We start from the raw sequence: 18,497 nt of genomic DNA on the forward strand, positions 1-18,497 counted from the left end.
ACTCATTCATCGAGCAGTGCGGCGAAAAGCGCCGACAGCCAGAGGGACCCGACGGCCTGAACAAGCCAGAACCTCATCGTTACCGAGGTTTCATCCCACCCCAGACGCTGAAAGTGATGATGCAGCGGGGCCATCCTGAACACCTTCCTGTTGAGCTTCCTTATGGTAAAAATCTGGATCGCGGAGGAGAGCAGCTCGACCCCAAACAGGAAGCCCACCGGGATCAAAGCCAGAAGCCTGCCGTTCGTGACGCAGAGCGCCGCCAGGGCCCCCCCGAGGAAATGCGCCCCGGTGTCTCCCATGAAAGTCCGAGCGGGATGGAGGTTATAGAACAGGAAGCTCGCTGCGATCGCACACAAAAGGGCTATCGTCAACAGGTTGAATTCGGAACCTGGGATCAGGCAGGCCAGAGGCCCCAAAGCGATCAGGAAACATCCCCCAGCCAGGCCGTCCAGGCCGTCCGTGATGTTGACGGCATTCATCATCCCAACGACCCCCAGAAGCGCCAGGGGAAGGACGAGCCACACCGGCCCCGATACCCCCGGCCAGAGCGTCAGGTCTCCGCGCAAAAAAACGAGGAACGTCCACACTCCGCAGACGAGAAGCTGAACCTTCAGCTTGGCCAGGCTCCGGAACCCCTCGCTGGAGCGGCTGAAGAATTTCATCCCGTCGTCGGCAAGGCCTATGGCCCCTCCCGCCAACGGCAGGGACCAGAACAGAAGGGAGTCCCCTCCCCAGGTCAGAAAAAGGGCAAAAACGGCCAGAACCAGAAAGACGCAGCCTCCCATCGGCGGGGTTGCGGCCTTGATCTCGACGTCGATTCCGACGCCGTAGCTCTTTTGAGCCTGCACGACGCTCAGCCGCCGCTGAACCTCGATCCAGGCGAACTGAAGCGCCAAGCCCAGGAGAAAAAAAATTCCTCCCCACAGGGTCGCCCGGATCACGGCAGCACCGCCCCCCCGGAGGCAGCGTCGTTTGCCGAAAGGGCCTCGACGACCTTCTGGAGCTGCATGCTGTTGGACCCTTTCACCAGCAGTCCGGTCCAGTCGGCCTCCGACGCGGCTTCCAGAGCCTCCTGCCAGTTTCGGACGAAACGTCGGCTCGTCCTTTCCCCAAGGGCCCTCCGCCAGATCTCCCCGACCAGCACGGCCTCGTCCAGTTCATCGAGCAGAGGCTCGAGCTCCGCGTGGTAGCGGAGGGCATCCTGCCCCATCTCCCGCATCTCCCCCAGGATCGCGACCCTGCGTCCCATCGGCGGAAGGGCGAGAAAGGTCTCCAGGGACGAACGCATGGAGAGCGGGTTGGCGTTGTAGGCATCGTCGACGACAAAACCGCTTCGTCCGACGGCCGGGAGGACCCGCCCTCTTCCTTCGAGCCCCTCGAAAGCGCCGAGAAAAGAAGGGACGGAGCCCAAGGGGATCTCCAACAGCTGGGCCGCCGCAGCGGCAAAGGACAAAGGCAGCGCCAGGTGCCGCCCCCAGACGCCGACGCGAAAATGCGCCCGATGGTCGGCTCCTTCCAAAACGAAGGAGAGGACGGGCGCCCCGTTTTCCATCTCGAAGCGAGGGTCTCGAATGCGAAAATCGGCTCCGACGTCCGACCCGACGGAGACCACCGCAGCGGTTTTCAGCCGGGCGGCAGCCTCGCGAAGCAGAATGTTATCGAAGTTGTAGAGAAAACGGCGCAGCCGCCTGGAGCGGGCAATCTCCATCTTGGCTTGCAGAACGCCCTCGACGGAGACGAACCCCTCCAGATGGACCGGCGCCACCTCGGTGACCAAGGCCGTCGTCGGCGGGAAGAGCGACGACAACTCGGCAATCTCCCCCGCTTTGTTGGCCCCGAACTCCAGAAGCAGCAGCTCGGTATCGACCGGCATAGCCAGCACCGTCGCGGTACAGCCGATGCGGGTGTTCAGGCTCCGGTCCGCCGAGTGGACCCGAAAACGCCTTTCCAAAACACGGCGCAGGGCCTCCCGGGTCGTCGTCTTCCCGACACTGCCTGTGACGGCGACCACCTCTCCGGGCGCGACCCTATCGAGATAGAGCGACGCCATCCGGGCCAGATCGAATTCCGGATTCTCCAATTCGACGCAGGGGACGAGGATCTCCGGAGGACGCTTGCCCCGTCGCACGACAATCAGGGCGGCTCCCTTCTCGACGGCCTGCGAAATGTATCGATGCCCGTCCGTCCGCTCCCCCTCCAGGGCGACGAAAACGCCTCCGCGTTCCACGTGCCGGCTGTCCGTCGCGACGTGCCCCGGAAACGGAAGGGCCCCGAACGAACTCTCCACGTCCACGTCGATCAGGGAGAACATCTCCCCGACCGAAAGACCAGCAGGTTTATCCACGCCTATCGTCCTCCTCCTGCTTCGCTCAGGAGCGCTTCAGAAACGGCTCGTCTGGAAGCACCGCCGTTTGCCCTTCCCGAATACGCGTACGGTGTTTTCTCAAGATCGGCTCCACGCCTCCACCGTCTCCGCGTCGCTGTAGGGGATCTTCTCCCTTCCGATCTGCAGGTACCTCTCCGGTCCCTTTCCGGAGACCACCACCACATCTCCCGCAACCGCGACGCTGAGTGCCGTGCATACGGCCTCTTTGCGGTCCAGGATGACCCGATGCCGCGCGCCGCCGGACGCCTCCACCCCCTGGACGATTCCGGCCGCGATGTCGGCGGGATCCTCGTCCCTGGGGTTGTCCATCGTCACGATCACGAGGTCCGCGAGGTCCGCCGCAACCCTGCCCAGCGCGGGACGATTGAGGGGATACCGTCCTCCCCCGTGTCCGAAGACCGATATCAGTCTCCCGGAGCAGAGCTTACGTGCGGCGGAGAGCACGTTCCTCAGGGCCTCCGGGGTGTGGGCGAAATCGATGAAGCAGCAGGCCCCATTCGGCAGAAGATGCTTCTCCAGACGTCCGGGGACCTGAGGAATGGCCGCGACCCCTCGTATGATCGCGTCGTCGTCCACGCGGCCCCGCAGCGCCGTAACCCCCGCCAGGACATTCCAGACGTTGAAGTGCCCCACCAGAGGGCTTTTCAGTTCAAGATCCGGAAGGCCGCGCATCGCCACGGACAGGACGGTGCCCTCCAGACCGGTCCGGGACGCCATGACCCGAGCAAAGGCGTCGGAGTCGAGGGCAAACCCCCTCACCCCGTCGGGAAACTCCTCCAGGAGCCGCCGACCATAAGGATCGTCGGCGTTGACCGCCCCCAGGGAGCCCGTTCGGGCATAACGCGAGAACAGGAGGCGTTTGGCCTGAAAGTAGTGCTCCATCTCCTTGTGGAAATCCAGGTGTTCGGGGTTCAGATTCGTGAAGATCGGGACGTCGAAACGACAGCCCCCGAGACGCCCCAGAAAAAGTCCGTGAGAGGAGGTCTCCATGACACAGGCCCCACAGCCGTTCCGCACCATTGCCGCGAGGCGGCGTTGCACGACGCAGCTCTCCGGCGTGGTCCGATCCGCCTCCCATTCCCTCGCACCGTCGCTCTCCACGATCGTCCCCAACAGGCCCGACCGAATCCCGGCAGCCTCGAGGATACTGCGCAGGACATAGGTCGTGGTGCTTTTTCCGTTCGTCCCGGTGACTCCAACCATCAGCAGCCTGTCGGCCGGATTCCCGTACACGGCGGCCGCGACCTCCCCCATGACTTCACGAACCGAGGGGACCACGAGACAGGGGAGTCCGGACTCCACGGGACGCTCGCAGAGCAGCGCCACGGCCCCCTGCTCCCGGGCCGCGGAGACGTAGTCGTGTCCGTCGCTTTTCTCTCCACGAATACAACAGAACAGGGCGCCCGGACGGACGCCGCGGCTGTCCGAGAAGACCTCCGTTATGACGGGATCCGAGCCACTCCCTTCGACGGTACAGCCTCCCTCCAATCGGCGAACGACCGCCAGCAGATCGGAAAACTTCACGTTCACGACGGCTCCCTCTTTTCTGGGGAATAGTATTCGACCTCGGCCATCTCCTCCACGATCGCCTTGAAGGGAGGGGCGGCCAACTCGCCCCCGTAATAACGTCCGCTCGAAGGTTCTCCAATGGCTAAAAGCATGAGGTATCGGGGTTTTTCGTAAGGCCAGAAGCCGATGAAGGACGCGACGTAGCGGCTTTTGCTGTACTTTCCCGACTCGGCGACCTGGGCGGTCCCCGTCTTTCCGGCCAGCTCCGTGATGGTGGTGTTGGCGCCCTTTCCGGTCCCCTCGAGCACCACGGCACGCATCGTCCGCCTCAGCCACTGGGCCGTCTCGGGGGTCAGGACCTCCCGCATCACGCGAGGCACGCCCCTGTAGACGACCTCTCCCGAGGAGTTCACGGCCTCCTTCACGATATAGGGACTCATCAGCTTGCCGCCGTTCACCACTGCGGCCATGGCGTTGATCAGCTGGAGCGGGGTCACGGCCAGCCCCTGCCCTATCGCGATGTTGGCCGGCACGACACCGCGCCATTGCTCGGGAAAGGGGAGGATGCCCCTGGCGACCCCCGGCAGCTCGATGTCGCTCTCCATGCCGAATCCCCAGCTTCCAAGGGTCTCGTACATCTTGACCTTTTCCGCCCGAATGCCGATCTGGGCCATTCCCACATTGGAGGATCTGATGAGCAGCTGCGCCGTGCTGATGTTGCCCATGGCCCTGGAATAGGCCTCGGCCACATAGCCATCGGCGACCTTCAGGCGAGCGGGACAGGAAAAGGTCTCGTTTGTCCGGGCCCACCCCTGTTCGAGCGCAATGCCCATATAGATGGGCTTGAAGGTCGATCCCGGCTCGTAGCTGCGGCTGACAGCGTTGTTCGAGAGAGCTTCCTTTTTGAAATCCTCGCGGTTGCGGGGGTCGAAGGTGGGCCAGCTGGCCATGGAGAGGACCGCCCCCGTCCAGGGATCCATACAGATCGCGGCCGCCCACTTCGCACCGTTATCCGAAGCGGTCTTGAACAGATGCTTCTCGACCACATACTGCATTCTGCTGTCTATGGTCAGGGTCACAACGGGCATGACGTGCCTCCGCTCGGCCTCGTTCCCCAACAGACTGACCGAGTGGGCGCCGGGCCTGCGGATAATGATGCGATAGCCGGGAGGGTCGTAGAGGACCGAGTTCCACGACTGCTCGATCCCGGACAGGCCCCGGTTGTCGATGTCGCAGAACCCCAAAACATGGGAAAGGAGGCGTTCGTTGGGATATCGCCTCTCCTGCTCGTCGATGTCCCGGACGGCCCTGATGCGCAGGTCTCGAATTTTTCGGGCCTCCTCCTTGGAGACCTTCCGCCTGAGCCAGACAAACCGGCTCTCCGGCGAGGAGAACAGCTTTTGGACGATCCCCTCGGGGAATACCCGGCTCAAAAGAGGCCTGTCCTCGGACGTCATGAGTTGAGGGTCGGCGGCAAAGCTGGAGAGGACCTCGGGGATCACCAGGGCATTGCCCTTGGAATCCTGGATGATTCCTCGGTTCGCCTTGACGGGAACCCTCCTCCAGTACTGCTGCTGGGATTGCTGCAGCACCCTGGGGTCCGGTCGGCAATGCCTCTCCACCAGCGTCCAGCCCCATATCAAAAACAGGAAGACGAACAGGAGCCATGGACTGAAAGAGCGATGCCGCCTCAAACCTTCTCCTCCTTATCGCCCGGGGCCGGGAAGGCCGCGTCCAGGAGCCTCATCCTCCCTCAGTCGTGCGCACCGAAAATCCAGGCCAGCCTCGAGCGCCAACCCCTTATCGGCTCCGGGATCCGCTCTGCGGCAAGCCGCTCCTCCCGAGCCCGTATGTGAAGGGTCTCCGCAAGGAGAATCTTCTCCATCCCCAGTCGCTCCTTGCAGTAGCTGTAGATCCTGATGGGCGCGACAAGACCGGAAAATTCCTGCCTCAGCACCGTCTCCTCCCGGGAACAGCTTTCTATGGATTTGTTCAGGGAGTCCAGGCGGTAGGCCAAGCGCATGGCTTGAAAGCGAAGCGACCCCAGAATCGAGATGACGATCAGGGTCAGAAAAACCCCGGCCATAAAATTTCTTTTCACAGCACAGCTTCTGCCGACTCTTCTCATGATAGACTTCAGCTCCCCATCCCCTGCATGTCCAGCTCACCATCGAGAGACTTCACCCGCGCAGCGAACCCGGGAAAATGCTCAAGAAAAAACGAAAACCCTCAATTTGGCGCTTCTTGCCTTGAAATTGCGCGCCGTCTCCTCTTCCTGGGGAAGAATCGGGTGGCGCGTCAGCACCTTGCCCCGTTTCTCCTCCTTTTCCCATGCACGAAATCGATGTTTGACGATACGGTCCTCCAGGGAGTGATAGGAGACGATGACCACGACGCAACCCTCCGCCGCCAGCCCCGGAAGGCTCTCGAGCATCGATTCGAGCTCCGCCAGCTCGTCGTTGACGAATATCCGAAGCGCCTGAAAGACCCTCCGTGCGGGATGGATCCCCATCTTTCTCTGCACCGGAGCCGGCAGAAGCCCCCGAATCAGGGCGACGAGATCCCCCGTCGTCGCGAGCCTCCGCCCCCTGCGCCTCTCCGACTCGATGCGCGAGGCTATTCGACGGGAATACCGTTCCCCTCCGTACTCCCAGAAAATCCTGGCAAGTTCCTCGGCGCTTTTTTCCTCCAACACCTCCGCAGCCGTAGGCGCATCTCCGTGGGGATCCATCCTCATGTCGAGCGGACCGTCGTGCTGAAAGGAGAATCCGCGCTCGGCTTCGCTCAGCTGCATGTTGGACACCCCAAGGTCGAAGACCAGCGCATCGAACGGCGCGTCCTCCCGAACAAGGGCGCCGATACCGCCAAAGCCGCCGTGCACGGCGCGGAAACGCGAGGCAAAACGCTCGAGCCTTCGTTCCGAGAGGGCGATCGCCATGGGATCCCGATCCACCCCCAGCACTCTGGCGCCGGGGAGCCCTTCGAGAATGGACTCCGAGTAGCCGCCCAAACCCAGCGTACCGTCGACAATCCGCGGTTCCGCAATCCCGTGGAGGGAGGTCCTCAGGAACTCCAGCACCTCGGCCAACAGCACCGGTTCGTGCGTCACGACTCCGCCCCTCCCCCCGTCAGTTCGGGAAGCATCTCGAGCCCCGTGCTCCAGTACTTCGCCCATTTCGCCCGATCCCAAATTTCCGCATGGTCGTTGACACCGTTGACCACGACATCCTGCTCCAAGGCGGCATACTCACGGAGAACTCCGGGCAACAAAATTCGCCCTGCCCCATCGATCGAGAGGTCGTGCGCGCTCGAAAGGATCAGCCTGTGGAGCTTTCGGGTCCTTTCGCTGTCCAGAAAAGAAGTCGTTTTGAGCCAGGAGGTGAAGTTGCCCCACTCCTCCTGAGAATAGAGGGACACGCAGTTTTCCATTCCGATCGCAGCGACGATGACATCGCCCAGCCTCTCCCGGAACTTCGCCGGAAGGACCAGACGAGCCTTCGTGTCCAGACGATGTTCGAAGGTTCCCATCAACATGAAGGCGTCTCACCGTCGCTCCCTTTTGCCCCACTTTATCCTACATAGCTCCATTTTATGACATTTTCTCCCACAATAGCATTTACGCAAAATAACTGAAGGGTCTTTAGGCTCAAACACAAAGAGCCTAAAGACCCATTTTTAAGGATTCCTCAAGGTGATTTCAAACAAGCTCCCTCAGCGACCCATCGAAGCGCAAAAAACGGATGGGCGAAAGTGCTATACTTCCATACAGAGATGACATAGAGATTGGAAACGAGCCCGAAGGGCTTGGCGGAAACGCGAAGTGCGGAACGGTGAAGAGATAGGGATTCGGGGTTTTGCCTCGAACCCCATGTTTGTTTTGTGTCTGAATAACATATTCTTGGAGGTCAATCGCCCGTGGACGTATCGACATTGCTTCAGGTCGCCGGTGGAGTCGGACTTTTTCTCTATGGGATCAAGCTGATGAGTGAGGCGCTGCAATTCATCGCAGGTGATCGCATGAGGCACCTGATAGGGACGTTGACGAAGACTCCGCTCAGAGGGGTATTCATCGGCATTCTCGTCACCGTGCTCATCCAGAGCAGCAGCGGAACGACCGTCATGACCGTCAGCTTCGTCAACGCGGGGCTGATGACCCTCAAGCAGGCCATCGGCATCATCATGGGCGCCAACATCGGCACCACCGTAACCGCCCAGATCATCGCCTTCAAAATCAAGGACTTCGCCCTTCCCTTCATCGCCCTCGGGGTAGCCCTGGCCCTATTCGGAAAATCCAAGAAGCAGCGCTACACCGGGAATGGGATCGTCGGATTCGGCCTTCTCTTCATGGGAATGCAGACGATGGAAAGCGCCACGAAGTTCATGGCCTCCCAAGGCGACTTCTTGCTCTTTCTCGGCGCCAACCCTCTCTACGGCGTTCTGGCCGGAACGATCCTCACCATGATCGTCCAGTCCAGCGCCGCCACCATCGGCCTGACGATCGCCATGGCCTCCCAGGGGCTTCTGGGACTCGACGTCGCCATTCCCATCATTCTGGGGGACAACATCGGCACCACCATCACGGCCGTGCTGGCCGCACTCGGCACCAACCGCTACGCAAAACAGGCCGCCGCGGCTCACGTGCTCTTCAACCTTTTCGGAGTTTTGATCTTCCTCATTTTCCTCCCCTTCTACAAGCTCGTCGTGATCCACACGGCCACGGACGTCGGCCGTCAGCTCGCCAACGCTCATACCATCTTCAATATCGCCAACACCATCATCTTTATCCCCTTCGCCTCCCTCTTCGCCCGAATGATCCAGGCGCTCATTCCCATCTCCGCCCCCACGAGGGTCGAGGACACGCTCTATCTGGACAAGAAGCTTCTCGACGCCTCCCCGGCCGCGGCCGTCGAGGCCGTCAAGGACGAGCTGCTGCACATGGGACAGATCGCCCAGAACATGCTCCGGATCACCCGCCGTGCCTATTCGGAACCCGAGACCGCCTCTCTGGCCGACGACTTCATGGAGCAGGAAAAACTTCTCAATGAGCTCAACAAGGGGATATCCTCCTACGCCTCGGAAATCTGGCAGCGCGGCCTCTCCGGGGAGGTCTCCACCGTCCTGGGCTGCTACGTCAATGCCTCGGGAGACCTCGAGCGCGTGGGGGATCACCTGGAAAATCTCATGGAGCTGAGCGAGGTGCGTCTCGACGATGGCTCGCACTTCTCCCCACAGGCCAACGAGGAGTTCTGGGCGATGTTCGATACGGCCGAGGAAGCCGTATCCTGCGCAATTCTGTCCCTCAAGACCGAGGACACGGACCAGGCGAATTACGTGATTCACGATCTCGAAAACCGCATCGATACGCAGGAAAAACAGTTCCGCAAGAACCACATCGACCGTCTGAACCGGGGCGAGTGCGACCCGGAGAAGGGCGTTCATTTCATCGACATCCTGAGCAACCTCGAGCGTATCGGCGACCACAGCCACAACATCGCCTACTTCACCCACGATATCTCCTCGCTCACGCGGCCTTCGTCTCAGGGCTGATTTTGATGTGTGCCGCGAATCCTGCCCGTCTCGGGAAGCTTCTCCGCGTCGCCTTCGTTTGCCTGTCGGCCTTCCTTCTCGTCGGCTGCGTGACCTTCGCCGGGCTTTGGATCACCATCCCGTTGGACTCCGAACGGGTGAAACGAATTGAGGCATCCCCGGCACTCTACGACGTCAAGGGGCGTCTGTTCCACCTTCGTCTCTCCCCCGATTCGGAGTGGCAGGTTCCCATCCCCCTCTCCGATATGGGAAAATGGCTTCCCCTCGTCGCCGTTGGGGTGGAGGACGGCCGCTTCTACAGGCATCCCGGCGTCGACCCTCTGGCCCTTTTGAGGGCCACGGCCCAAAATCTCGCCGCCCGGCGCGTCGTCTCGGGCGCCTCCACCATCACCAGCCAGCTGATACGCCTTTCCATATCCGAAAGGGAGACGACGGACGCGCAGCTGCCGGCGCGTCGCGCCCGAAGCATGGGAACGAAGGTCCGGGAGTTCATCCAGGCGATGAAGCTGGAGCGCCTCATGAGCAAGGAGAAAATCCTGGAGCACTACCTCAATCGGGCGCCCTTCGGCGGTAACATCCGCGGCGTGCAGGCGGCCGCTCTCATCTACTTCGGCAAGCCCGCAGCCAAGCTCTCCCCAGGGGAGGCATGCCTCCTGATCGGGATGCTGAAGGGTCCCACGCTCTACCGCCCCGACACCCGTCCCGAGGCCGCAAAACGGCGTCGGGATACCGTCATCCGCTTTCTGAGGGACCGTGGGGTCCTCGATGCCGGCGAGGCGAATCGGGCACTTCTGGAGGAGCTGCCCCGGCACCGCCATGCCCCTCCGCTGCGGGCCTTTCACTTCGCAGAACTCGTCCTGGGGGGACACGCTCCGCAAGACGAAAACGGCAGGACGGACACCACGCTGGATATCGAGGTCCAGACGAAGCTCGAGTCCCTGCTTCGGCAATCCCTCTCCGACCTCCCAGCGGAGGTCACCCTTGCCGCGGGAGTCGTGGACAATCGAACGGCCCGTCTCGTCGGCTGGGTGGGCAACGCCCGGTTCGGGGACGGGAATAAAAACGCATGGGTGGACTGCGGACGCGCTCCGCGCTCTCCCGGCTCCGCCCTCAAGCCCTTCGCGTACCTCTCCGCCATCGACCAGGGACTCCTGACCGCCTCGACGCTGCTGGCGGACTCCGCCATGGCCTTCTCGGGCCGCGCCCCCCGCAATTTCGACCTGAGCTACAGAGGGGCGGTCAGCGTCCGGGTCGCCCTTGCGGAGTCCCTCAACGCTCCCGCAGTGCGCGTCCTGCGCCTCGCCGGCCCCGAGCGGGTCCTGCATTTGATGCGGCAATCCGGCCTTCGCCATCTGACGGAGTCGGTCTCCCATTACGGGGATTCCCTCATCCTGGGCGGATGCGAGATTACCGTTCTGGAGGCGCTCGAGGCCTACACGACCCTGGCCTCCCTGGGACGGCATCGTCCTCTGGCCCTGCTCGCCTCCCAAGCTCCCCCACACGAAACCCGCCTGGCCTCCGAGGCCGCCTGTTGGCTGCTCGGAGACATTCTGGACAACAGGGGACAACTGACCACCCTGACCCGGGAGGCCCTGGGACGAAGCTGGCACGCCGCCCTGAAGACCGGGACCTCCTACGGTTTGAGAGACGCCTGGAGCGGGGCCTGGACCCCCGACTACACGACCGTGGTCTGGGTCGGCAATCCCGAGGGAGACCCCTGGACCGGGCTTGTGGGGGCGAAGGCCGCCGCCCCCGTCGCCGTGAGGATTCTCAGGGCAATCTCCCCCAAATCGGGCTGGTACGACAAGCCGGACGGACTTCTCCTTCGCCCGGTCTGCTCGCTGTCCGGTCGCCCCCCTACCGCGGCCTGCCCGGCGACGCGTCTGGATTGGTCCATCGAGGGGGTCTCCCGGACGATTCCCTGCGACCTTCACATCATTCGCAAGGGCAAGCCCTCCCTGATGTGGCCCTCGGAGCTCTCCTCCGGAGAGACCCCACCGGAGCAGATACAGAAAAAGGCCGCCCTGACGATCACCTCCCCGATCCCCGAGGCCGTCTACGTCACGGCTCCCCTGGACAGGCGGCAAAGGATCCCGATGAGGGCGGAGGGCGCGGCGGGGCGAATCTGGTGGTACCTGGACGGGACGTACATCGGCACCTCCCTGCCCAACGAGACTTTCTTTCATTCAGTCCCCGACGGACGCCACATCATCGGCGCCACCGACGAGGAGGGCCGCAGTGCCGTCACGAACGTATCGGTCGTCACCCCCGGAAGACGACAGCCGGAATCGCCCCTGTTGCGATAACCACAAAATATCGAAGGAGAGGAAAAAATCATGCCCGCCTTGCCCCACAACGAGGTCCTTCTGGACTCCAAAAGTTCGCGGTTTCCCACCCTCGGGATGCGCGTCGTCTTCGCAATCCTGGGCGCCCTGCTCGCCGGACACGCTCTTCGCTCGTACCTCGCTCTTCCGGCAGAGCCCCTTGTACCGCTCTCCCAGTTTTTTGTCGGCGTCGTCGCCATCCTGGCGACAGGGTGGCGGCGTTCTCTCGTTCTTACCCCTCAAGGCCTGCTTCGACAAACAAACCGCTGGGGGGCACGAAGCGACACGCTGCTGCCCTGGAGCGAAATCCGGCACGTGACCTTGGTCCCGCGCAGGACCGAGGTCACGGCTTTGTTTGAGCGCGAGGGGATCACCGGTATCAAGGTCCTTTTCGACCGCCAGGACGAGGGGACTTTGAGAAACATCCTGAAGGAGCGACTGCCTGAGGATGCGGAGATCCAAACGCTGTGACGGAGCTTTTTCCTCGATGCGATGCAACGGCCCCACTGCCAAGGCAGTAGGGCCGCCCATATTTCCAATCAAATCAAAGCGATTACCGCTTGAGGTTCACGACCTCCTCGAGGATTTGGTCGCTGGTGGTCACCACACGCGTGTTGGCCTGGAAGCCGCGCTGGGAGATGATGAGGCGCGTGAACTCCTCCGTCAGGTCCACGTTGGACATCTCCAAAGTGGACGCGGTGATGGACCCCTTCTCCCCCGTATCCGCGGCATCGATGTTCGGGTCCCCGGAGTTGATGGTCGGGATGAAGGCGGTGTCCCCCACCTTCTCCAGCCCCTGCTGGTTGGTGAAGGTCGCCAGGGCCACCCGGTAAAGGGGTTGGATCTGACCGTTGGAGTAAGCGCCCGAGATGGTCCCGTCCTTGCCTACATTGAAGTCCTGCAGCACTCCCATGGCGTAGCCGTCCTGGAACACCGCCTTGGTGGTGGTCTCCGAGGCGAACTGCGTAATGCCGTTCATCTTGTCGCCGTGTCCGCCGAAGTTCAGTTTGATCTTCGAATTCGTCATTCCCTTCAGGCTGAAGGGGATCTCGAGCTCGACATCATTGGGCTCGCAGATGGGCCCGCAGCCGCAGAAGGCAAGCTCTCCCGACGACGGAGTGGGAACGATCGAGCCGGCATTTCCCGAGGAGGTGCCCGTACCGTCCTCGCATCCCTCCGCCATCACCTGCTTCCCCTCGGAGTCCAGGAGAAAGGCCTCCCACCGCCAGCGGTTCTCCGTCAGCTTCTTGAAATTGACCTCGAGCGTGTACGGATTGCCCTGACAATCGAAGATCTCCTTCTTCGTCTGATGGAATCCGCCTTGATTGATCTGGGACAAGGTATCGAAGGGCTCGGCGGGGTTGGCCAGATCCTTCGCCTGCGTCACCGCCAGAGCCATCCCCTCGCTGACGACCTTGATCTTCAGATTGTTCGCATTGAAATCCGGGGGAAACGTCCCCGTGATCGGCTCGGCGAAATCGAACTTTCCATCCGGCTTGAAGTGGATCTTTGCCTCCAAGGGGACCATGGTCTGAGGGACTGTCGCGGGAACGGCAGGATACCACAATCTCAGCTTGGCCGGCGTTCCCTTGAGTTGCCCTGGGGCCTCGTCGAACTCGGCGATGACGGGAATTTCCGCCGCACCATTTTTCAGTTTGAAGGAGGCATAGCGCATATCGGCCTTCAGGCCATACTGGAAGACCGTCGCACCGCTGGGGTTCTTGATCTTCAAGCCGCCCGTGGCGTCGTCGTATTCGACGGTCATGTTGACGGGAGGGTTGGAGCCCGGAAAGACCGGGGCCGCCGGAGCGTGGACCCCCGCCGCCAGCCGAGGCTTGCCGCCATCGATCCCGACCATGTCGAACAACAGTTCCTGCTTTGCCCCGCCGTTTTCGATCACGACGGTCAAATACCCCTTGCCGTTCGCGGAAGCGAGGTTCGTCTTGAAGCTCATGTCGTACTCGACGCCGTCCATCTTGATCTTCGCGACGCCGCTGGGATTGCCCGGCCAGCCGCACTGCTCGTTATAGGGCAGATCCGGGAAACCGTAGGGCAGATAGGCCGAGCTGCGGCTGTCCAGGTTGCACTGAAAATCCACCAACGAGGTCGCTCTGGGCTCCATCTTTTTGCCCATGGGAATGTTGATGTCGGAGAGCTCGCTGCCGCGGATAAACTTCGTCGGGTTCAGGGGATCGCGCTCCATCGCGTAGCCCTGCACGCGATAGCCCGTGCCCGACTGCACCAAATTGTTCTCCTTGTCGCGGACAAAGGCCCCGGCTCGGCTGAACAGTCTGCTGTCCCCGGACCTCAGGACGAAGAAGCCCTGGCCGTTGATCATCATATCCGACTTGTTGCCCGTGTACTGCGCAGGTCCCTGAGTGTGAATGGTCTCGATGGCGGCGACCGAGACGCCAAGGCCAACCTGAACGGGGTTGATGCCTCCGCGGTTCGCCCCAGGCCCCGTAGCGCCCTGGGTGGTCTGGTACAGCAAATCCTGAAACAACGTAAAATCCTTCTTGAACCCGGTGGTGTTGACGTTCGCGATGTTGTTGCCCGTGACGTCCAGCATCGTCTGGTGAGCCCTGACACCCGTAACCGCCGTCATCAAAGATCTGAGCATCCTCTTGAAAACCTCCTGCGATAAGCGTCATTTATCGCTCCGCGAAAACCACGGTCCCCATCCTGGGGACCTGAAAAATATCCATACTCCGATTCCGATCAGGTACAAGGATCCCGAGACACAATCCCTCTATCCTTCGGGCTTTTTTGGAAAACCCCGGGGCCTCAACTCTTTTTCGGTTTGAGCTCCGGCCCGACGCCCTCCACGTTCTTCAACGGAACGTCCCCCTTGTCGGTCTCCAAAATCGTGCCCTTCTGGGGGTCGAACCAAACGGCCAAAACCACGGCGGCCACCTGCTGTGGTTTGCCGTCCGCATCCGTTCCCTTGGTAAAGGCAACCGTCTTCCCGACGTAACTCACTGCGGAGAACTTTTCGGAATCCGCCATCCGCTCGAGGGTCCTGGACATGTTCGTCATCTGCTCCAGCGAGCTGAACTGCGCCATCTGGGCGATGAACTCGCGATCCTCCATCGGGTTCAGCGGGTCCTGGTTCGAGAGCTGAGCGATCAGGAGCTTCAAAAATGCCTCCTTGTCCAACTCCTTCATAACCGCACGGGAGGCGTTTTTCAGCTCTTCTCCACCGAGTGCGGGTGCGACGGGATTGGCATTCACGTTATCGACGGGCATGACAAAAACCTCCTTGATGCTCTCCGGTTCTCTTTACGGCCTCTTTCCTGCTTCTCAGGCGTCGGCAGCAAACCAATGGGCTGGCCGCTCGGGGGCTTCATCCATCACAAGCAAACCGACAACGAATGCAGTGAGGCGTGCGGATCGCCGAGAGGCTTCGACAGAGCCGGTCGTCTGCTTACCCCACCCAGTAGAGCAGGCCTTGGGTCAGATCCACCCGAAACAAATCCGTCGGTGCGGTATCGGCGACATCGTCCGATGCGGCAACCCGGCGACTTCGGCGTCGGCCGCTCCGGTCGAAGCCCTGCTGGCGTCGGCCGTCGTCCTGCTGGACGTCGACCGTAAACTGAGCCAGCTGCACGCCCTGTTGGGCAAGAGACATCCGAAGCTGCGTGATCTGATCCTGTACTAATTGTCGGACCTGTTCGCTGCTGACTTTAATGTTCGCCTCAAGACCGGCCGTTCCGGAGGCCAGTTCCACGGTGAGACGGCCAAGCGCCGGCGGATCTACGATCAGGCTCGCACGCTGCTCTCCGCTCACGCGGGCAAAGCGGACGACGTTGTCCAGTCCCTCCCGGAGAAAATCGCCGGCGCTCGGCAGAGAGCCTCTATCCAGTTGAAGGGGCGCCGCAGAGGGCTGCGAAGGCCGGCGAGCCGCCAGGACATCCTCGAAAAAGGACTGAAAATCGGGATGCCGGTGCGTCCTGTTCGCCGCATTGGGCAGTTCCTCCGTGTCCCGAGCCCCGCCCCCCCTTTCGATACGAGCTCTTCGTCTCAGGGCATCCTCTCGGCCGTCACGTTCGGAATCCTGATCCCGCCCCATGTGGCGCTCCTGCGAGAAGCTCCGCAAAACGGCCTTGTTCGAGTCGTCGCCATCCGGGACCCCGGCCTCCCTCCCCTCACGAGCATCCGCAGCCCTCAACCGGGCGAGTTCCGCGGGGTCGTTGCGGACCGGTACGGAATCCCCCTCCCCGGACACCGATCCATCCGTATCCAGGAGAGGAGAAGGATTCCCGGACGCCACGACATCATCGTCCACCCCGAATCCGGCATCAGGGAAGACCGCCGCAGGCGCCAGGGAGATCGGGCCCCCCTCCGTCAGGACGGGGCTTCGAGCCTCCGTCCCGACATTCCCGCTCTCCTCCCTCTTCTCATCCGGAGCCGATGCCTCGGATTCCGGGAGGGCAGAAATCATTGGGAACCGCTCGCGCGAAAAACTTCGCAGCAGGTCCTTTCCCAGGTCCCCCGAATCGGCGTTCCCGGCCAGGCGCAAGAGCCCCTTGGCGGTACTTTCCGTCTCCTCGCCAAGCAGCACGCCGGGGTTCCCGCAACGATCCATCAGCCTCGAAAGAAGTGCCCTCAAGCGAAGCGCAGCGTCATCCGAGGACAGGGCATCCAGAGCGTCGCCCGCCAAATCCTCGGCAAACGCCAGGACGTGAGGGGCATCCCGCTGGAGTTCATCCTTGAGGGAAACCATGAGATCCAGGACGGATGGGGAACACAGGGGCATCCCGCCCCGCAGGGCCGCATGCACTTTCTCCAAGGCGGGGTATGCGGCCTCCTCCTTGGGACTGTCCGGATTGCCGTACTGCTGCATGAGGCTGGAAAAAAGATGCGGGTCCGGAACCGCTTCGGAATCCTTCGCGACGCCCGCCCGTCCCTCCTTGAAGTTGCGTTTGGGAATGCCTGCCTGTATCACGGGAAACGCTTCCGGCATCGCCCCCACATCCTTTCCAATAAAAGTTCGGATTTCCGGATTCAACTCATCGAGACAAGACCGGACCTCGATGACCGCCGACCGGGGCTACCGCCCATGCCCGGACATCAGCTCCGTCAAACGGGCGGCCTTCATCGGTTTGATCTTTCCCAGAATCGAGGCCCGGACGTCGACCGGCAGCCTGCGAAGCAAATCCACCGCGAGGTCCTCCCTCAGCTGCTCCACGATCTGAGCCGCATTGCGTGCGGACATATCCTGATAGGTCTTGGCGACCTGCTCCACCAGTTTCCTCTCGTCGGCATCCGCCCCGCCCGCCTCCCTGTCGGAGCTCGCCACCGTCAGAAGAAGCTCCTGACGATCCAGGGCCGCAGAACGCCTTTCCAGGTCCGCGGAAAGGATCGCCAGGTCGCTTCCTGCGGCACGGACCTCCCGCTCCCTCTCGTCCAAACGCCTCTGCCAATCCTCAAGCTCGAGCCTTCGACGCTCAGCGACCGTCAAGGTGTAGCGCTCAGGCACCTTGAAAAAACGCGCCAGGGTGTCTCCCACGTAAGGGATCCTCGGAACGGCTCTCCAGAAGAGAGGGCGGCCGTCCCACAATCCGCTGAAATGCAGGCCGACGGCGACGCCCAGCGACAAAACGGCCAATAAAAATAAAAGTCCGAGCTTGCTGCGTTTTTTCTTCTTTTTCGGGGGGACGGCAGGCGTTCGTTCGGCCTGAACCTCGGCCGGCCGCTCCGTTCCACGTTCCTCGGCCATCTCTAATCTTCCTCCCTGTAACGACGATACAGGGCCATAACGTTTCTGACGTAGCGCTCGGCCGAGGCGGGCGTCCGGCCGGAATCGATCCGGCCCGGCCCGGCGTTGTACGCCGCCAGGGCCTTCTCGACGTCCCCGTTGTACTTATCGGTCAGATCGGAAAGATATTTTACCCCGCCCTCGACGTTCTGCTCGGGATCGAAAGGATCGTCGACCCCCAGCATGTTTGCCGTACCCGGCATGAGCTGCATCAGGCCCCTCGCCCCCTTGGAGGACACCGCCCTGGGATTCCAGCCCGATTCCACCTGAATCACGGCACGGATGAGCTCCTCGTCGATGTTGTAGGCTTCGGCACGATGGGCGGCCAGCTTTCGGAGGTCGTCGAGCGAACGTTCCGAGGGCGTCCTCTCTCCCCGGGGCGAGGCTTTGTCCAGAAGGTCGACGAAACGCTCGGCCCCGGAAAAGCCTTCCGCGGTCCGGGGCCCATACCTGCGTACGATCTCGTCGATACGCCCCAGGGCCCGCGTCATGTTCGTTAAATCGGGTCTCATGAATCGGCTCCTTTTTTCGTCCGCGAATAGTGCACCATCGCCAGGTCGTCCAATTCCTGCTGCTCCAGATGAAGTCGGTTCCTGAGGTCGGCGGTCCTGAGCCGATCCACGTAGGTCTCCATGATCCGGACGTCACGATGCCGGTCCACCAGCCGCTCCTCCGTCTCCGCAATCCGTTCCCGAACGTCCCGCAGGGAGTCGTTGCCCTCGTGGATGCGATCCTGGATGACGTCGATGAACCGTCGCCGGAACCAAAGCTCCGCACAGGACACCATCCCTCCCTCGCATCCGGAAAAATCGTCAAGTGCCCTGGAGCGTTCTCCCTCCAGGGAAAAAAGCCGATCCAGAACGTCCTTTTCCTCTTGGCGTTCGGCCGCCAGGAGGCTCTGTTCGGACCTCCTGTCGTCCTCCCTCAGCTTCAGGATGCGGCTGAATTTTCGAATACGCTGATGCACGAC

The 18,497-nt window shown here is 61.9% G+C and carries 16 protein-coding genes; 3 read left to right on the forward strand and 13 right to left on the reverse strand.

The window, feature by feature from the left end; translation table 11 throughout:
* Positions 1–2: 2 nt before the first annotated feature.
* The 7 genes from EII26_RS00695 to mraZ form a co-directional block, all read right to left on the reverse strand.
* Positions 3–944 carry a phospho-N-acetylmuramoyl-pentapeptide-transferase gene (locus EII26_RS00695; protein ID WP_124887210.1) on the reverse strand — a complete coding sequence of 314 codons (942 nt, stop codon included), beginning with the start codon at positions 942–944 and terminating at the stop codon, positions 3–5.
* Entirely contained in the window at positions 941–2,347 is a 1,407-nt protein-coding gene (locus EII26_RS00700; RefSeq protein ID WP_124887211.1) for a UDP-N-acetylmuramoyl-tripeptide--D-alanyl-D-alanine ligase, read from the reverse strand. Before EII26_RS00700 ends, EII26_RS00695 begins: the two co-directional genes overlap by 4 nt.
* Before the next feature lie 99 nt (positions 2,348–2,446).
* A complete protein-coding gene (locus EII26_RS00705) occupies positions 2,447–3,919 on the reverse strand; it encodes a UDP-N-acetylmuramoyl-L-alanyl-D-glutamate--2,6-diaminopimelate ligase (RefSeq protein ID WP_158612069.1) in 1,473 nt (490 codons plus the stop codon).
* Complete coding sequence (locus EII26_RS00710; protein ID WP_124887213.1) at positions 3,916–5,592, reverse strand: peptidoglycan D,D-transpeptidase FtsI family protein; 1,677 nt, start codon at positions 5,590–5,592, stop codon at positions 3,916–3,918. Before EII26_RS00710 ends, EII26_RS00705 begins: the two co-directional genes overlap by 4 nt.
* Before the next feature lie 59 nt (positions 5,593–5,651).
* Positions 5,652–5,984, reverse strand: coding sequence for a hypothetical protein (locus EII26_RS00715; protein WP_124887214.1), 333 nt, complete (start codon positions 5,982–5,984; stop codon positions 5,652–5,654).
* Positions 5,985–6,107: 123 nt separating this feature from the next.
* Positions 6,108–7,007: a 16S rRNA (cytosine(1402)-N(4))-methyltransferase RsmH gene (gene rsmH, locus EII26_RS00720; RefSeq protein WP_233572520.1), complete on the reverse strand. Its 900-nt coding sequence runs from the start codon at positions 7,005–7,007 to the stop codon at positions 6,108–6,110.
* Entirely contained in the window at positions 7,004–7,432 is a 429-nt protein-coding gene (mraZ, locus tag EII26_RS00725) for a division/cell wall cluster transcriptional repressor MraZ (protein WP_124887216.1), read from the reverse strand. Before mraZ ends, rsmH begins: the two co-directional genes overlap by 4 nt.
* A gap of 381 nt (positions 7,433–7,813) precedes the next feature.
* Between mraZ and EII26_RS00730 the strand changes: the two genes are divergently transcribed.
* Genes EII26_RS00730 through EII26_RS00740 form a run of 3 tightly spaced genes read left to right on the forward strand, consistent with a single transcriptional unit; the run spans position 7,814 to position 12,240 of the window.
* On the forward strand, positions 7,814–9,445 hold the full coding sequence (locus EII26_RS00730) for a Na/Pi cotransporter family protein (RefSeq protein WP_124887217.1): 1,632 nt from the start codon (positions 7,814–7,816) through the stop codon (positions 9,443–9,445).
* A 5-nt stretch (positions 9,446–9,450) separates the two neighbouring features.
* Complete coding sequence (pbpC, locus tag EII26_RS00735) at positions 9,451–11,751, forward strand: penicillin-binding protein 1C (RefSeq protein WP_124887218.1); 2,301 nt, start codon at positions 9,451–9,453, stop codon at positions 11,749–11,751.
* Between the two features lie 30 nt (positions 11,752–11,781).
* Positions 11,782–12,240 carry a hypothetical protein gene (locus EII26_RS00740; RefSeq protein WP_124887219.1) on the forward strand — a complete coding sequence of 153 codons (459 nt, stop codon included), beginning with the start codon at positions 11,782–11,784 and terminating at the stop codon, positions 12,238–12,240.
* A gap of 82 nt (positions 12,241–12,322) precedes the next feature.
* Here EII26_RS00740 and EII26_RS00745 read toward each other — a convergent pair whose 3' ends face one another.
* From EII26_RS00745 to EII26_RS00770, 6 genes are all read right to left on the reverse strand, one after another.
* On the reverse strand, positions 12,323–14,389 hold the full coding sequence (locus tag EII26_RS00745) for a flagellar hook-basal body complex protein (RefSeq protein WP_124887220.1): 2,067 nt from the start codon (positions 14,387–14,389) through the stop codon (positions 12,323–12,325).
* 164 nt (positions 14,390–14,553) lie between these two features.
* Complete coding sequence (locus EII26_RS00750; protein ID WP_124887221.1) at positions 14,554–15,015, reverse strand: flagellar hook capping FlgD N-terminal domain-containing protein; 462 nt, start codon at positions 15,013–15,015, stop codon at positions 14,554–14,556.
* A gap of 178 nt (positions 15,016–15,193) precedes the next feature.
* Positions 15,194–16,732 carry a flagellar hook-length control protein FliK gene (locus tag EII26_RS00755; RefSeq protein ID WP_124887222.1) on the reverse strand — a complete coding sequence of 513 codons (1,539 nt, stop codon included), beginning with the start codon at positions 16,730–16,732 and terminating at the stop codon, positions 15,194–15,196.
* A gap of 87 nt (positions 16,733–16,819) precedes the next feature.
* Positions 16,820–17,488: a MotE family protein gene (locus EII26_RS00760; protein ID WP_124887223.1), complete on the reverse strand. Its 669-nt coding sequence runs from the start codon at positions 17,486–17,488 to the stop codon at positions 16,820–16,822.
* A 2-nt stretch (positions 17,489–17,490) separates the two neighbouring features.
* The gene (locus EII26_RS13585) at positions 17,491–18,039 is read right to left on the reverse strand and encodes a lytic transglycosylase domain-containing protein (RefSeq protein ID WP_124887224.1); all 549 of its coding nucleotides are present in this window, start codon (positions 18,037–18,039) and stop codon (positions 17,491–17,493) included.
* Positions 18,036–18,494, reverse strand: a complete 459-nt coding sequence (locus tag EII26_RS00770) for a flagellar export protein FliJ (RefSeq protein WP_158612070.1) — start codon at positions 18,492–18,494, stop codon at positions 18,036–18,038. The genes EII26_RS13585 and EII26_RS00770 overlap by 4 nt, the downstream gene beginning before the upstream one ends.
* Positions 18,495–18,497: the final 3 nt, after the last annotated feature.

The sequence above is a fragment of the Fretibacterium sp. OH1220_COT-178 genome (assembly GCF_003860125.1).
Lineage (GTDB): Bacteria > Synergistota > Synergistia > Synergistales > Aminobacteriaceae > CAJPSE01.

Excerpts from the sequence above, each read along its gene's own strand:
- EII26_RS00760 (WP_124887223.1), bottom strand. The coding sequence starts at position 17,488 with ATGGCCGAGGAACGTGGAACGGAGCGGCCGGCCGAGGTTCAGGCCGAA.
- mraZ (WP_124887216.1), bottom strand. The coding sequence starts at position 7,432 with ATGTTGATGGGAACCTTCGAACATCGTCTGGACACGAAGGCTCGTCTG.
- EII26_RS13585 (WP_124887224.1), bottom strand. The coding sequence starts at position 18,039 with ATGAGACCCGATTTAACGAACATGACGCGGGCCCTGGGGCGTATCGAC.
- EII26_RS00715 (WP_124887214.1), bottom strand. The coding sequence starts at position 5,984 with ATGGCCGGGGTTTTTCTGACCCTGATCGTCATCTCGATTCTGGGGTCG.
- pbpC (WP_124887218.1), top strand. The coding sequence starts at position 9,451 with ATGTGTGCCGCGAATCCTGCCCGTCTCGGGAAGCTTCTCCGCGTCGCC.
- EII26_RS00750 (WP_124887221.1), bottom strand. The coding sequence starts at position 15,015 with ATGCCCGTCGATAACGTGAATGCCAATCCCGTCGCACCCGCACTCGGT.
- EII26_RS00755 (WP_124887222.1), bottom strand. The coding sequence starts at position 16,732 with ATGCCGGAAGCGTTTCCCGTGATACAGGCAGGCATTCCCAAACGCAAC.
- EII26_RS00740 (WP_124887219.1), top strand. The coding sequence starts at position 11,782 with ATGCCCGCCTTGCCCCACAACGAGGTCCTTCTGGACTCCAAAAGTTCG.
- EII26_RS00745 (WP_124887220.1), bottom strand. The coding sequence starts at position 14,389 with ATGCTCAGATCTTTGATGACGGCGGTTACGGGTGTCAGGGCTCACCAG.